This window comes from Silvania sp., assembly GCF_051656365.1.
Taxonomy (GTDB): domain Bacteria; phylum Pseudomonadota; class Gammaproteobacteria; order Enterobacterales; family Enterobacteriaceae; genus Enterobacter; species Enterobacter hatchlandensis.
Genome location: NZ_JBOGBT010000066.1, coordinates 56,786 through 70,756 on the forward strand (window position 1 = coordinate 56,786; position 13,971 = coordinate 70,756).

Annotated in this window: 14 protein-coding genes; 10 read left to right on the top strand and 4 right to left on the bottom strand. The window is 55.5% G+C overall.

The genetic code is table 11. The features are described 5' to 3' along the window. Window positions 1-52 precede the first annotated feature (52 nt). The 5 genes from ACRDD5_RS13110 to cobT are packed head-to-tail and all read left to right on the top strand — an operon-like array spanning window position 53 to window position 4,537. The gene (locus tag ACRDD5_RS13110) at window positions 53-1,576 is read left to right on the top strand and encodes a cobyric acid synthase (protein ID WP_438677001.1); all 1,524 of its coding nucleotides are present in this window, start codon (window positions 53-55) and stop codon (window positions 1,574-1,576) included. Then, window positions 1,573-2,118, top strand: coding sequence for a bifunctional adenosylcobinamide kinase/adenosylcobinamide-phosphate guanylyltransferase (gene cobU / locus ACRDD5_RS13115; RefSeq protein WP_438677002.1), 546 nt, complete (start codon window positions 1,573-1,575; stop codon window positions 2,116-2,118). Before ACRDD5_RS13110 ends, cobU begins: the two co-directional genes overlap by 4 nt. Continuing rightward, on the top strand, window positions 2,115-2,873 hold the full coding sequence (gene cobS / locus ACRDD5_RS13120) for an adenosylcobinamide-GDP ribazoletransferase (protein ID WP_438677003.1): 759 nt from the start codon (window positions 2,115-2,117) through the stop codon (window positions 2,871-2,873). The genes cobU and cobS overlap by 4 nt, the downstream gene beginning before the upstream one ends. A 3-nt stretch (window positions 2,874-2,876) precedes the next feature. Continuing rightward, window positions 2,877-3,476: an adenosylcobalamin/alpha-ribazole phosphatase gene (locus ACRDD5_RS13125; protein ID WP_438677004.1), complete on the top strand. Its 600-nt coding sequence runs from the start codon at window positions 2,877-2,879 to the stop codon at window positions 3,474-3,476. An 11-nt stretch (window positions 3,477-3,487) separates the two neighbouring features. Then, a complete protein-coding gene (gene cobT / locus ACRDD5_RS13130; RefSeq protein WP_438677005.1) occupies window positions 3,488-4,537 on the top strand; it encodes a nicotinate-nucleotide--dimethylbenzimidazole phosphoribosyltransferase in 1,050 nt (349 codons plus the stop codon). A 105-nt stretch (window positions 4,538-4,642) separates the two neighbouring features. Here cobT and wzz(fepE) read toward each other — a convergent pair whose 3' ends face one another. From wzz(fepE) to ACRDD5_RS13150, 4 genes are all read right to left on the bottom strand, one after another. After that, window positions 4,643-5,758, bottom strand: a complete 1,116-nt coding sequence (wzz(fepE), locus tag ACRDD5_RS13135; RefSeq protein WP_438677006.1) for an LPS O-antigen length regulator Wzz(fepE) — start codon at window positions 5,756-5,758, stop codon at window positions 4,643-4,645. Between the two features lie 392 nt (window positions 5,759-6,150). Further along, on the bottom strand, window positions 6,151-6,825 hold the full coding sequence (locus ACRDD5_RS13140; RefSeq protein ID WP_438677007.1) for a LuxR C-terminal-related transcriptional regulator: 675 nt from the start codon (window positions 6,823-6,825) through the stop codon (window positions 6,151-6,153). A gap of 246 nt (window positions 6,826-7,071) precedes the next feature. Next, complete coding sequence (locus ACRDD5_RS13145; RefSeq protein ID WP_438677008.1) at window positions 7,072-7,686, bottom strand: DUF2238 domain-containing protein; 615 nt, start codon at window positions 7,684-7,686, stop codon at window positions 7,072-7,074. A 118-nt stretch (window positions 7,687-7,804) separates the two neighbouring features. Next, on the bottom strand, window positions 7,805-10,423 hold the full coding sequence (locus ACRDD5_RS13150; RefSeq protein WP_438677009.1) for an autotransporter domain-containing protein: 2,619 nt from the start codon (window positions 10,421-10,423) through the stop codon (window positions 7,805-7,807). 190 nt (window positions 10,424-10,613) lie between these two features. On the opposite strand from ACRDD5_RS13150, the gene ACRDD5_RS13155 reads away from it, so the two are divergent. The 5 genes from ACRDD5_RS13155 (at window position 10,614) to ACRDD5_RS13175 (ending at window position 13,935) form a co-directional block, all read left to right on the top strand. Further along, window positions 10,614-11,453: an alpha/beta hydrolase gene (locus ACRDD5_RS13155; RefSeq protein ID WP_438677010.1), complete on the top strand. Its 840-nt coding sequence runs from the start codon at window positions 10,614-10,616 to the stop codon at window positions 11,451-11,453. Window positions 11,454-11,557: 104 nt separating this feature from the next. Next, window positions 11,558-11,899 carry a DUF1971 domain-containing protein gene (locus ACRDD5_RS13160; RefSeq protein WP_438677011.1) on the top strand — a complete coding sequence of 114 codons (342 nt, stop codon included), beginning with the start codon at window positions 11,558-11,560 and terminating at the stop codon, window positions 11,897-11,899. Window positions 11,900-11,955: 56 nt separating this feature from the next. After that, window positions 11,956-12,144, top strand: coding sequence for a hypothetical protein (locus tag ACRDD5_RS13165; RefSeq protein WP_271284574.1), 189 nt, complete (start codon window positions 11,956-11,958; stop codon window positions 12,142-12,144). 44 nt (window positions 12,145-12,188) lie between these two features. Next, window positions 12,189-12,605, top strand: coding sequence for a helix-turn-helix domain-containing protein (locus ACRDD5_RS13170; protein WP_271284575.1), 417 nt, complete (start codon window positions 12,189-12,191; stop codon window positions 12,603-12,605). Continuing rightward, a complete protein-coding gene (locus tag ACRDD5_RS13175; protein WP_438677012.1) occupies window positions 12,595-13,935 on the top strand; it encodes a type II toxin-antitoxin system HipA family toxin in 1,341 nt (446 codons plus the stop codon). The genes ACRDD5_RS13170 and ACRDD5_RS13175 overlap by 11 nt, the downstream gene beginning before the upstream one ends. Window positions 13,936-13,971: the final 36 nt, after the last annotated feature.

Below are 13,971 nucleotides of genomic sequence, written 5' to 3' on the forward strand. Positions count from 1 at the left end.
GCGAGAAAGCCTTAACATTCAATTCGTACAGTGAATGATTACAGGAGTAGCCATGACGCAGGCAATTATGCTGCAGGGCACCGCCTCCGATGTGGGCAAAAGCGTGCTGGTGGCGGGCTTGTGCCGCATTTTTTATCAGGATGGCTGGCGTACCGCCCCGTTTAAGGCGCAAAACATGGCCCTCAACTCTGGGATCACCCCGGACGGCAAGGAGATGGGACGGGCGCAGATCATGCAGGCCGAAGCCGCCGGGATCGCCCCGGACGTGCGGATGAACCCGGTGTTACTCAAGCCCACCAACGTTAGTCAGGCGCAGGTGGTGCTGATGGGCGAGGTCGTAAGCTCGATGGATGCGGCCCGCTACCACGACTTCAAACCGCGCCTGCGCGAGCAGATCGCCGGAGTCTACCGCAGCCTGGCGCAGGAATATGAGATCCTGGTGCTGGAAGGGGCCGGGAGCCCGGCCGAGATCAACCTGCGCGATCGGGATATCGCCAACATGGGGATGGCGGAACTCGCCGAATGCCCGGTTGTTCTGGTGGCGGATATCGATCGTGGCGGGGTATTTGCGGCAATCTACGGCACCCTGGCCCTGCTGCAGGCGCACGAGCGCTGGCGGGTCAAAGGGGTGATCATCAATAAATTTCGCGGCGACGTGGCGCTGCTTGCCTCCGGTCTGGAACAGATTGAGGCGCTAACCGGCGTACCGGTGCTCGGCGTCATGCCGTGGCTGGAACTCGATCTGGACGAAGAGGACGGCGTTGCCTTGCAGCGCGGGAACAAGCTGCGTCAGCCTGCGCGGGATATCGACATCGCAGTGGTCCATCTGCCACACATTGCCAACTTCACCGATTTTAACGCCCTGTCGGCGCAGCCGGATGTCCGGGTGCGCTACGTCAGTCAGCCGCAGGAGCTGGACGGCGCCGACCTGGTGATCCTGCCCGGGAGTAAAAATACCCTCAGCGATCTGAACTGGCTGCGCGAGAGCGCGATGGCGCACGCGGTGCTGACCCGTCAGCGTGACGGCGTGCCGCTGCTCGGGATCTGCGGCGGGTATCAGATGCTGGGTGAGACCCTGATTGATGAGGTCGAATCCGGCCTCGGGCGCATGCCGGGCCTCGGGCTGCTAAATACCACCACCCGCTTTGCCCCCCACAAAACCACCACTCAAGTGAAGGCTCGCATGGCCGCGTCGTTGCCCGGCTGGCTGGGGGCGCTCGCCGGGATCCCTGTCTGCGGTTACGAAATCCACATGGGACAAACCGTGCTGGGCGAGGGGGCGCAACCGGCCCTGTGGCTGCATAAAGAGCATGTACAAATTGCCGACGGGACGGTGAGCGACGACGGGCAGGTGTGGGGAACCTATCTGCACGGGCTGTTTGACAGCGACGCCTTTACCCGCGTGCTGGTGGATGGCCTGCGGGCGCGTAAAGGGCTTGCTGCGCTGGAGACGACATCCGATTACGCCGCTTACAAAGCGCAGCAGTTTGATACCCTGGCGCAGGCGATGCGCCAGCACATCGATATACCAAAAATTTATCAGGTAATGCGTGAGCATCAGGAGTTAACGGAATGATTTTAGTGACCGGTGGGGCGCGCAGCGGTAAAAGCGCCCACGTCGAGGGGTTGGTCGCCAGGCAGTATTCGCAGGTGCTGTACATTGCCACCTCAACCCTTACCGACGATGAGATGGCGGCGCGTATTGCCCGCCATCGCGCCCAGCGGCCTGCGCACTGGCGCACGCTGGAGGGCTATCGCAATCTCGGGGCGCTTATCCGCGAGCAGGCGCAGCCGGGGGAGGCGGTGATCGTCGAGTGCATTACCACTTTGCTGGCAAATCTGCTGTATGACGAATCGGGCGGGGCTGACCCGGACACGCTGGATTTTGCGCCGCTGGAGGCGTTTTTGCATCAGCAGATCGACGGGCTGATCGACGCCTGCCAGCAGAGCGGGATGCCGGTGTACATCGTCACTAACGAGCTGGGGATGAGCATCACCCCGGAAAACCGGCTGGCGCGCCATTTTGTTGATATTGCGGGCCGGGTGAATCAGCGTCTGGCTCAGGCGGCAGAGGAGGTCTGGCTGGTGGTATCAGGGATTGGAGTCAAAATTAAATGAGATTAAGCATGTTGTGGGCAACGCTGCGCCTGATGAGCCGCATTCCGGTGCCGGAAAAATGGGCCGACGGCGTGGAGTTTCGCCAGCTGGCGCGGGGCGTACCCTGGTTTGTGCCGATCGGGGCCCTTATCGGTGGGCTTGCCGCCCTTGTGGCGCTGGTGGTCAGCCAGACCGGCGGCGGAATGTATGTCGGCGCAGTGGCTTACGTACTGGCGCTGGTGCTGCTCACCGGCGGGTTCCACCTCGATGGGCTGGCCGACACCTGCGACGGGATTTTCTCCGCCCGCAGTCGGGAGCGGATGCTGGAGATCATGAAGGACAGCCGGTTGGGCACCTTTGGCGGCCTGGCGCTGGTGTTCTCTATCCTGATCAAGGTTTCCGCCGTGATTGGCCTCGCGCACCTTCCGGCGAGCCAGTGGTTTACGCTGCTGATCTGCGCCCCGGTTGCCGGGCGCGCGGCGCTGGTGCTGGGGATGTACGGCCAACGCTACGCCCGCGAGGGCGAAGGGATGGGCAGTCTGTATATCGGTCAGGTCAGCGTGCGCGAAACGGCGATCACCCTGCTGGGCGGAGCCATCGCCGTCGGCCTGATCGGCGGTCTGCACGCCCTGGCGGCGCTGCTGGTCAGCTACGTGGCGATTGCGGGTCTGGTGCGCTATCTTCGCCGCCGTCTCGGCGGGCAAACCGGCGACACGCTTGGGGCGCTGGCAGAGAGCGCGGAGATGGTGTTTTTGCTGGCATTACTGTGGGTCTGATACATGCGATTTTTTCTGGTTCGTCACGGGCAGACCGCCGCTAACGAAAGCGGTCTGTTCTATGGCAGTACCGATCTCCCCCTGACTGCGCACGGGGTCGAGCAAAGCTCGCGTGTGGCGGGTTTGCTGGCGGACGTTTCATTTAGCCAGGCGCTTTGCAGCCAGCTTCAGCGCGCGCAGCAGACCGCGCAGCTGATTATCACCGCCTCAGAGACCGACCCGCGTCTGAACGAGATGCATTTTGGCCGCTGGGAGATGCGCCACTTCAGCAGTATCGCTGAAGAGGAGCCAGACGCCTGGCAGTGCTGGCTGGACGACTGGCAAAACGCCACCCCCGGCGGCGGCGAGCCGTTCCCGGAGTTTGCCGGACGGGTGAAAGCGGTGGCCGATGAACTGACCCTGCGACAGGAGCCAGGCGACATGTTAATTGTGGCGCATCAGGGGGTGTTAAGCCTGCTGCTGGCCCACTGGCTGCAGATGCCGACGGAGTCGCTGTGGCATTTCCCGTTTAGACAGGATGCGTACACGATGGTCGAAAATCGTGGCGGATTTATGGTGTTACGCGTATTTAACGACCGCAGCCCTTTTCGGTCAGATGAGTGAGACGAGCAAGCATGCAAACAATACAGGAACTGGTGGCGGCTATCCGACCACTGGATGAGACTAAAAAAAATCAGGCCGCCCGACACATTGATGGCTTAGTGAAACCGCTTAACAGCCTGGGACGGCTGGAGGCGCTGGCCGTGCAGCTGGCGGGGATGCCGGGGCTGACAACGCTCGACGATTTTCAAAAAGAGATTATCGTGATGTGCGCCGATCACGGCGTGTACCAGGAGGGCGTGGCCTTCAGCCCGCAGCAGGTGACGCATCTGCAGGCGCTGAATATGCTGAAAGGCACTACCGGGGTATGCGTGCTGGCGAAGAGTAACCACACCTCGGTGCTGCCGGTGGATATTGGCATCGACTGCGAACCGATTGAAGCAATGCTGACCCTGAAGGTGGGGCGCGGAAGCGGTAATATCGCCCAGGGCCCGGCGATGTCGCGCGCTGATGCCGAGCTGTTGCTGCTACGCAGCGCCCGGCTGGTGCAGCAGCGGGCGGCACAGGGCATTGCGGTGTTTGGCACCGGCGAGCTGGGGATAGCGAATACTACCCCCGCCTCGGCGATCATTAGCGTGCTGACCGGCTGCGATCCGCATGAGGTGGTGGGGATCGGCGCGAACCTGCCTGCGGAACGCCTCCAGCATAAAGAGGCGGTGGTCCGTCAGGCGATTGCCGTTAACCAGCCCGATCCTACGGATGCCATCGACGTGCTGGCGAAAGTGGGCGGTTACGATCTGGTGGGGATGACCGGGGTGATCCTCGGCGCAAGCGCGTGTGGACTGCCGGTGGTGCTGGACGGGTTTCTCTCCTACGCCGCAGCGATCGCCGCCTGTCAGATAGCGCCCGAGGTGAAGCCGTACTGCATTCCCTCGCACTTATCGGCTGAAAAAGGCTCCCGCCGGGCGCTGGAACATCTCAACCTAACCCCGTATCTGGATCTCGATTTGCGTCTTGGTGAGGGGAGCGGCGCGGCGCTGGCGATGTCGATTATCAGCGCGGCCTGCGCCATGTACTGCGAGATGGGCCTGCTGGCAGAAAGCGGGATCAGTTTGCAGGCGTAAGCTGTCAGTGCCCGGCGCTGTGGGCGAAAGCACGACAAAATAAAAAGCCAGTCAGGCGTAAAACTGACTGGCTGTTTGATCGGCCTGCTGTCCCGACAGGCGAGTTTAGATGCTTTCCGTGTGGGTACGAGATGTTATCATCTCGCGTAGCAGGACCGTACCCGCCGCCACAAGTAAACCCACCAGTGCCGCCAGAACAATAATCAGAGCCTTGCCTGGACCCTCTTTTTTCAGAGGCAGTGAAGGCTGCATCTGGAACTCGTAAGGTTTGAAATCGATCTCGCCGAGATTAACAGCCTGCAACGCACTGATAACCTGCTTGCGTTTTAGTATGGAGGCATCCATTTGAGCTACGTCTTTCAGTGACTGCTCAATCTTTAACTTTTCAGTCAGGCCCCTGGCACCGAGAGAAATGGAATAGTCAGGATCGTCTTTAACCGCCTGACCGTTGCTGTATACCGGTGCTTTAAGGCCTGCAGCATTTGCGACCTGCAAGGAGTACCCCAGGCGCTCAAGTTTCACTTTGTGCTGGCTTTCAAGATTGATGGTATCGAGGGCCAGGTGCTCTTTTTCAGAGGCGATCTTTAATTCGACGGCATTTTTAAGACTGGCGATAACTTCTTTTTTAACGTCAGCGGTAATAAACGCAACGTAACCGTGTAGCACCTGTTGGGCATCTTGTGCATCAGGTGCCGTAAAGCTCAGTGTCCAGGATGAGAAAGGCGCTTTGTCACTCTTTTTAGGATCGCTGTTATCCATCGCATTGAATTGTTGCGCGACGTTAACAATGGCGCGATACAATTCGTTCTTATCCACATTTCCCTTTTCCAGCAGTTCTTGCACATACGGCGATCGTGCCAGGAATTGTTCGCGAAGCTCCTGTGATTCAAATTTCTTTAAAAACAGGTTGAAAAGTGTACCCGCATCAAAACCCGTATCCACTTCAAGTATCGTCAGGTTAACCAGCGCGCGACGCAACTCCATGACATCCGCGGTTTCGGGAGGGGTAATGATTGCCTGACTGGTCCATTTTTTCGGCAGCAGAAAGCCAGCCGCCAGCCCACACAGAACAAAGATTAGCGTAATAGTAATGATCTGTTTTTTCGCCGCATACAGAGTCGAAAGGAGGCCGATTAAATCGATCTCTTCATGGCGTGGTGCCATTACCGGGTATGAGGATACGCTCTCTAATGGATGAGTTTTCAGTTCTATGGAAGACATAAGGCGCCAGTTTTAAATGAGGATGAAAAAATTCCGAGTAACGTCGAGTAAAATAGTAGTAACAAAGCGCTAACTCTGTAACAAAATATATTTATCGTGAGTGTGTTATTATTATTCCCAAGAAATTTCTGAAAAACAATCGCCATATGACATTATCTTCAAATAATTCACATGTACTCAATTGTGTAAAATATTATATGAAAGTCGTTACGGAATGGTTATGAATAAAGAGATGAATACCAGCCAGCTTTGTGTGAAAGGACGTCAGGAAAAGAGAATGTAATACCCGATCGGGATACAATCTTTTCATAAAGAAAATTAATCAAAGGGGGGGCTTTTACACGCAAATGCCCCTTTCCCAGCAAGCAGGAACAGTGCGCGTGCTTTTAATATTATGCGAGAGGGGCCTCTATCTTCCTGAAATTCCCCGTCGCCCAGGATACGGCCTGGATTCGACTCTTTACTTTGATTTTCTTAAATAAATTATAGACATGGGTTCTGACAGTATGTTCGCTAATAAACAGCGCACAGGCGATGTCGTGATTGGTTGCTCCCTGACACAGCCTGGCCAGAATTTGTTTTTCTCTATCTGTCAGGGCGTCTTTAGCGGTTTCCGCTACGTTTTTCCTTTTCTGGTAGTGAAATAATCTCAACGTCAGGTCCTGCACAGTGTTATAGCTAATATTGATCAGCTCTTTAATTCGGGTGTGGACATCGTGCTGTGTATCAGAGTGATAAAAAATGTCGGATAAGGCGGGCCAGTCGCTGAGTGTTTTTCCTCGCTCCCAATCGTCCATATTTATTAATAATACGTTGATAGGGTGTTGTTGTTTGCGCAGCGTATTTTGCCAGAACTGGTTCAGGCGCTTGTTGGCAGAAACAATATCAAACAACACCAGCGTCCCTGCCGGGAGCATGGCCGGTAAAGGGGTGCGAATATTGTGTATTTGTATGGGGGCCACGATTTCTTTTTGCAGTAGCGAAATAAAAGCCTGAGCTTGCAATGACGGTTCGGTTAAAAAAAGGACAGCAACGGACTGGGCACAGTTGAGTAGGTCATCAGACATTTTCGTGAACCCTCTTTCACATTCAATGCGCTATTAATGCCTGTAAGTGTTTTTAATGGAGCGTGACGTAGCTTGGGTAGCAGAGAGATGGGAACTGTTTGTCTGCTAATGATGAAGGTAGACAGCTCCCGCTTCGCTGTCAAAGCGCATGATTAAAAGTTGCCGCCTGGCACGAAAGCTGTTGTCAGGGCCTGCCGGGCTGCGGCGTACCTGCCCCAGGCCTCGGCCGGCATATGGTCTTTCATGTTACCTATGACTGAGGCGCGCAAGCTGGCGCTGATGCCATGGTCCGAGGATCAGCACCGTGGTGAGCGCGCCGAGCAGGGCGCAGAACATGTCGGACTGGGTATCCCACGGATCGCCCTGGGTGCCGAGAAAATCGTCCGCACCTTGCCCCATCGCCAGTGCAGCCCACCACTCGATAAGCTCATAGGTGGCGCTGATCGCCAGCGCAATACAGCACACCAGAAAAGCGGTCATCTTGCGGCCGTTAACGTAGCCGCCGCGCACCAGGATCTCCCGGGCCGCCAGGGCAGGCACCAGCCCCTGGAAGAAGTGACCCAGCTTGTCGTACGGGTTGCGGCTCAGATTAAACATCTCCTGCACCTCAAAACCAATCGGCACTTTCGCGTAGGTGTACATGCCGCCGACCATCAGGACGATCGCATGCCAGAAAATCAGGGTGTAGAGCAGGGGGGTCAGCGGGTAGCGCTGTTGGGTGGCGAGCAGCAGCGGCACGATAATCACCACCGGCGTGACTTCCATCAGCCAGGTGATACGGTCCCCGGTGTAGATACCGGTATACATCAGAACCAGCAGCAGGAGCAGCGCGCCGCCTTTTAATGCCAGAGAGTGAGTCATGTTATTTTACGTCGCCGGAAAAGACTCACTATCTCCTCGGCCGAAGAAAAACACAATGATTGATGCCGCAGGATAAAAAAACGGGGCCCTGTGCGGCCCCGTTTAGCTTCATTAACGATTAGAAAGACTTGCGTAAGCGCAGGCTGAAGGTGTGCGCCTGATAGCGGTCGCCTGCCTGCAGATCGTAGCGCGCATCGAAGCTGAGTTCATTCGCATCGTACAGCGTGCTGCCGATGGCCAGGCCAGCCATATCTTCTACCGGTGAGGCGCCTTTGGTGATAAAGCGGGTTTCGCCGATGGCGTCAGCGGCGTAGGTCGCATGGCTGCTGACCTGACGGTTGTCGTACTGGTGGATCCAGGACACCTGTGCGAACGGCGTCAGGTTACCCAGATCGGTGGCGAAGGTTTTCTCGATGCGGGCACCGATATCGCTGACCACCGACTGAGCGTGCGTGCTGCCAACATCCAGCGCCATACCGTTGCCGCCGGTTTCGTTGTAGCCATCAACGTGCTGATAACCGTAAGTCAGCGCTGCCAGCGGCGTCAGAACCACGTCGGCTGGCAGCGTGAACGGATAGCCGAACTCGGTTTGCAGGGTGACCGACTGACCGTTGAACTTGCCGTGTGCTGCCCCGGAGAAGCCGGTGAAATCAGCGCGACGCACGGAGCTGTAGTTCTGACGGTTGAGGCCAGCAGAGAGGTTCAGGTACCACGGATCGCCGGTGTAGCCTGCGTAACCAATCACGCCGTAGTTATCGGCGGTGGAGGTGTTGCCGCTCAGGTTGTCTTTGCCGTGAACCGAGGTATTGCTGTAGTTCACCGCAGCACCCAGACGCCAGTCGTCGCCCAGCGCACGGTCGGCACCGATGATCAGGCCGCCAAACTTAGCGGTGTAGCCACTGACCCGATCGCTGCTGTCCTGACGGGCATAACCGCCAAACGGCTGGCCCCAGACGATCCAGTTGCTGGCGTAGTCGTCGCCGGTTGCCACACCGCTGGTGCCTGAAGCTTGCGGATTACGCACGGCATCAATGTGTGCACCCACGACGGCCTGCGCGGTAGAGGTGGCAACGGTTGCCGCCGAGCTGGCGTTGAGGTTCTGGCTGGTGGATAGCTGTTCGCCTGCGCGGTTCGCTTCGGATTTGCCTTCAACGGCCAGGGAGGCGTTGTACAGATCCAGCAGCTGTGGAGAAGAAATACCGGTATAGCTCGCCAGGCCACCCAGTGCAGCAGTGGCGCTCGGGATGGTTGCCCAGTCACGTTTGCCAGGCTGCGCAGGCGTTGGATTCGCAGGCGCAGGCTGGTTTGGCTCCGTCACCACGGGTGTGGTGACATCGGGTGGTGTCACTACCGGCGGGGTCACTTCGGGCTGTGGCTCAGGTTGTGGTTCTGGCTGAGGTTCCGGGATAACCGGCGCGGTGGTCAGGGTTAACACTAGCGCCTTGCTCTCTGCTTCTTCGTAGACGGAACCTTTCACTTCACCGCTATAACCCATGGCTTTGTAATTCAGGCTCCCGGCATTGTAGTGAGTGTCGCTGCCTGCGGCAGCGATCACCACATAGCGCTGGCCTTCGGCAAACTTGTAGGTGCTGCCGGTGCGCAGCAGGTTGATGCTGGATCCCGCGTCGACCGTGGCATTGCCGCTAACGTTCAGGCGGCCATAGCCCGTATCGGCCAGCAGATCGCCGTTGGCGGTGGTCAGATCGGATACACCGGAAATCAGCGTGGCGGCCGCTTTCTGATGGTAATCACCGGTAATGGTGATGCTGCTGTTGACCTGCAATGAAGCCGCTTCGTTCACCACCGTGCCGTTTGGCACATTTACGGGCTCATCTATATCCAGCGAAGCCATATTCATGATCATCGCGGCGGCGGTATTCACATTATCGTTTAACAGCAGCGAGCCGGTGCCGAATACCACGTGGGAGCTGGTAATGTTACCCGTTGCGCCCTCGAGCCCGTTCAGCGTGCCCTGGGTGGTAGTACCGCCGTTAATGACCAGCGGAATATCGCTGACGGAATAAATATCACCGCTGATCGTGCCGGTATTGGTCAGCGTCACTGCATTGCGGGTACCGCTGTCGACAAGCAGGGCGAAGCTCTTACCGGTAATCAGCCCGTTGTTAATGATGGTTCCAACGGTATTGTTACTGTAGATGGCGGTGTTGTTAGCAGTGATCTGGCCATTATTTTTAAGGCTGTCGATGGCACCCGCGTTATACACACCGTACGAGCTGCCATTAATCTCACCCTCATTGAGGAGGGTATTTATGGTGCCCTGATTATAGATCCCCGAGGCACCGTATAAATTGGTTAAACCCGCCTGGATGGTACCGCTGTTGGTCAAATTATTCACCATGCCTGAGGCGCTCACCGCCACGACATTGCCAGATCGATATTGATTATTATTGGTAATGGTTCCGTTGTTATTAAAGGTGCCGACCGTGCCATCAATCTGCACCGTATTGTTACTGGTAAACAGCAGGAATGAATCAGTATTACTGATGACACCCTCGTTGGTCAGGGTGTTAACGGTGACGCCTTGATTGACCGATAACGCCGGTGCAGGTCTGCCGGTAATCGTGCCCTGCCCGGTGATATGCACCAGGTCCGTTGAGTTGGCAATCTGAACATTGCTGACCGGGGAGTCGATGATGATGTCTGAGGTGGCGTAAGACTGCGCTGCCGTAGTGGCCAGCAGCAGGGAAATAAGCTGGCTAAGTCGTTTCTTTTCCATGGTGTTCCGTCATAACGTTGCGAGAGTTGTGCAATAGCAGGTGCGTTTTTCTTCGGATTAATCCGATATCGTCGGGCGCAGAATATACAACTGGTTGTCAAAAACAATAAGCCTTGCTTAATTATTTCTTGCTGAAATAAACCCTTAATTTTTGTAGTATTTATAATTTGATTTAAGGCTGGTAGCGGTTATGAAGATATATCCTCATATTTTGCAGGGAACGCTATTGATTAGTTTATCTATATTATTAACCCGCTGTGTTTCGCACGACCTTTATCGCGAGGGAGAGGAGATCGCTGCACGAGCTGGTCTGATCAGTGAAAAAATTAACACGCCGTCGTTCCCGATCGCCGCCTGGCAGCGAATCACCCCTCCGGTGCATTCACTGCGCGTCTACCTTGAGGGCGATGGTTTTGCCTGGAAAAGCCGCACCCAGCCTTCCGATAACCCCACACCGCATAATCCTGTCGGCCTGTTGCTGGCCGCTGCGGATAATCGCGAAAATGTGCTGTATCTCGCCCGGCCCTGCCAGTTTATCGGACCACCGTTACCGGCTACGTGCAGCGTTAATCTCTGGACGAGTGACCGTTTCTCGCCAGCGGTCGTTGAGGCGATGAACGAGGCGCTCAATCACGTTGTACAGCGTTATCCGGGGGTGAAACTCGATCTGGTAGGCTATTCGGGCGGGGGAAATATTGCCGCGCTGCTGGCGGCCACCCGCGACGATGTGCGCTCGCTGCGTACTGTGGCGGGCAATCTTGACGTTGCGTATGTGAATGAGATCCATCGTGTTACCCCCATGCCTACAGCGCTTAGCGCTATTAACAGTGCTTCGGCATTTCGCAGATTGCCGCAGGTTCACTACAGCGGTGGGGCGGATGACACTGTGCCTCCCGCGGTTGCCCGGCGTTTTCAGCAGGCCGTTGGCGGGCGATGCGTTCAGATAGAGACGATAGACGGCATGACGCACGGCTCGGACTGGGCGGCAGTGTGGCCGCAATTGCTGGCGAAGGGGTTGCCTGACTGCTGAGAAAAAGAGAGCCTAAAATTGATAATGAGATTTATTATCAAAATTACTTTACGGGCTAAAACTAAAGATGTATTTTAAATGCATCTTTAGAGCCGGAGTCAATTATGAGCCATCACAGAATCCCTAAAAACTGGACCATCAAACGTTCAACCCCTTTTTTTACTAAAGACAGCGTACCTGCCGCGCTGCTGAGCCATCACAACACCGCCGCCGGTATTTTTGGTCAGCTGTGCGTGATGGAAGGGACCGTGACCTACTACGGTTTCGCCAATCAAGACGCAGTCGAACCTGAAGTGAAAGTGGTGATTAATGCGGGTAATTTCGCCACCAGTCCGCCGCAGTACTGGCACCGTATCGAAATGACCGACGACGCACAGTTTAATATCAATTTCTGGGCCGAACCGGCGTTCTCCGGCGATGAAGTGTACAGCGCGAAAAAAGCCTAAACCAGGGTTCCCTTATCCTTCAATAGGGGAGCCTGTTCAGACGGTGGGAACGCCTTATGATGAATTTCTTTACGCAGTTTTCAACGAAGGTCGACTACGGTGAGCGGGAGTTTTGCACAGAGCAGCTTCTGCAGCACGGCGCTGAATATCAGGAGTACTTGTCGTGCGATGCGCCGTTTTTGCCAGGGGGAAATCCCGAGCGGTTGACGGTTTTCGGTTCGCAGAAAGCAAAAAACCAGCCCTAAGGCTGGTTTTCTGATCGTAATCATATGACATTCTGACAGTCATCATGAACAGGTTGAAATTTGTTCAATTGCACCTAAAATATAGCTTAAAGATTTTATTGCGTGTTTTAAGGTGCATGGTGAAGCGATCACAGCAGGAACTCCTCTCTTCAGAACAACTTCTCCAACTCGTTACGCTGGGGAGAACTCTGGCGCACAGTCGAATTGCCCGCAAAATGCTGCAGGCAGAAGTCGCCGTACGCGCAAATCTCAGTCGTAATACGGTAAGCCGGATTGAAAACGGTGATGCAGGCGTTGCCATAGGCCAGATCCTACGTTACCTCAGCGTAGTTCGCCCTGGCGCAACGCTGGCGGATGTATTGACTAAGAAAGATAACGTGGTTGCTGCTCAGGAATTCGCGAACCGTCCCCGCCGTGCAAGGCCGCTAAGCGATACGGAACTGGAAGAATATGACTTCTGATAAGACGTTAATGGTGCATGCGTTTTTGCCGGGATCACCCCTGTCAGTTCCTGCTGGTAAGTTACATTTGCAGGAGGAAGGCATTGATCTCCGCGCATCGCGTTTTGTTTATGGTCTTAAGTACCTAAAACGAAATGGCGCAATTGAAATCGATCCTGTCGGGTTGGGTATGTTGCAAGGACAGCACGTGGCGGGGCAGGTATTGTTTGCACAAGAGTCTGCGCTTTTTGGCGGAATTCGCGACGCCGCACCTGATGCATGGGGCCGTCGCGTCATTGAAGCTAAAAAGCGGGTTCCGGCGAATGCATTGCCGGAGTCGGTGTATCTTCTTGAGGCAGGGCCAAACCGGACCGGGGCGTTAGATATCACTCCTGATGGTGAACCGGCGAGAGCGTTAGGTGCGTCAACGGATATCAAATCACTGGGTTATCTCTTAGATGCAGCCGAGAGGATTGAGAATGGCTTGCCGTTGCCAGCAAATCTTCACGGGATATTTGATGCCGGGTCCAGCATGGGCGGAATGCGTCCCAAAGCAACTGTAGTGGTGGAAGATGGCAGTCACTGGCTGGCGAAGTTCTCTTCCCGTACCGACCGTGGTTTTTGCTATCCTGCAATCGAACATGCAACCTTAAGACTTGCACAGGCGGCAGGGCTCCATGTTCCTGAGACTCGTCTCGAAGAGATTGGTTCTGAACGATTTGCGATGTTGATTAAGCGTTTTGACCGTGTGGGGGCAGGAGATAGCACCGGACGACGTCATTTTGTGTCTGCTCTGACGCTGATGAATATCCATGAGATGGCATCGATAGAAAGCAGTTATGCTGAGCTGGCAGATACTATGCGCCGTCATCTTTATGCGGCCAGCCTTACTGATGATTTGAAAGAACTGTACCGCCGGATGGTCTTCAATATTTTGGTCAACAATGACGATGACCATTTACGCAACCATGGCTTTATCCTGATGGAATCACCAGAGCAAATGCCAGTCCGAGGGGCGCAAGAGGCTCAACGTGCCGTCAATCTCGCATGGCGTATTAGCCCCTTATACGACGTCGTGCCTCGCCCCGTTCATTCTCACCACCGTCGCCTGCATCTTGGTGTGGGCGCGTTCGGCAAAGAAGCCACGCTGGTTAATGCACTTTCGTGGTGTGAGCGGTTTGGTTTGAACCGGGTTGATGCCATTGCGGAAATTGACCGTATCTGGCGGGTAGTGAGGGAATGGCGTAATCATTTTGAGGAATATGGTGTAGCTGGGTACGATATTGATGCGGTCAGTTCCGCATTTTTGCATGCGCGTTATCTGGGCGGAGATGAGGCAGGGATCGGCTAATCATTGAATTCATAAATGCCAGAAAGCAAAAAACCA

Coding starts and splice junctions, on each gene's coding strand:
- ACRDD5_RS13110 (WP_438677001.1), top strand. CDS start 53: ATGACGCAGGCAATTATGCTGCAGGGCACCGCCTCCGATGTGGGCAAA.
- cobU (WP_438677002.1), top strand. CDS start 1,573: ATGATTTTAGTGACCGGTGGGGCGCGCAGCGGTAAAAGCGCCCACGTC.
- cobS (WP_438677003.1), top strand. CDS start 2,115: ATGAGATTAAGCATGTTGTGGGCAACGCTGCGCCTGATGAGCCGCATT.
- ACRDD5_RS13125 (WP_438677004.1), top strand. CDS start 2,877: ATGCGATTTTTTCTGGTTCGTCACGGGCAGACCGCCGCTAACGAAAGC.
- cobT (WP_438677005.1), top strand. CDS start 3,488: ATGCAAACAATACAGGAACTGGTGGCGGCTATCCGACCACTGGATGAG.
- ACRDD5_RS13140 (WP_438677007.1), bottom strand. CDS start 6,825: ATGTCTGATGACCTACTCAACTGTGCCCAGTCCGTTGCTGTCCTTTTT.
- ACRDD5_RS13145 (WP_438677008.1), bottom strand. CDS start 7,686: ATGACTCACTCTCTGGCATTAAAAGGCGGCGCGCTGCTCCTGCTGCTG.
- ACRDD5_RS13150 (WP_438677009.1), bottom strand. CDS start 10,423: ATGGAAAAGAAACGACTTAGCCAGCTTATTTCCCTGCTGCTGGCCACT.
- ACRDD5_RS13155 (WP_438677010.1), top strand. CDS start 10,614: ATGAAGATATATCCTCATATTTTGCAGGGAACGCTATTGATTAGTTTA.
- ACRDD5_RS13160 (WP_438677011.1), top strand. CDS start 11,558: ATGAGCCATCACAGAATCCCTAAAAACTGGACCATCAAACGTTCAACC.
- ACRDD5_RS13165 (WP_271284574.1), top strand. CDS start 11,956: ATGATGAATTTCTTTACGCAGTTTTCAACGAAGGTCGACTACGGTGAG.
- ACRDD5_RS13170 (WP_271284575.1), top strand. CDS start 12,189: ATGAACAGGTTGAAATTTGTTCAATTGCACCTAAAATATAGCTTAAAG.
- ACRDD5_RS13175 (WP_438677012.1), top strand. CDS start 12,595: ATGACTTCTGATAAGACGTTAATGGTGCATGCGTTTTTGCCGGGATCA.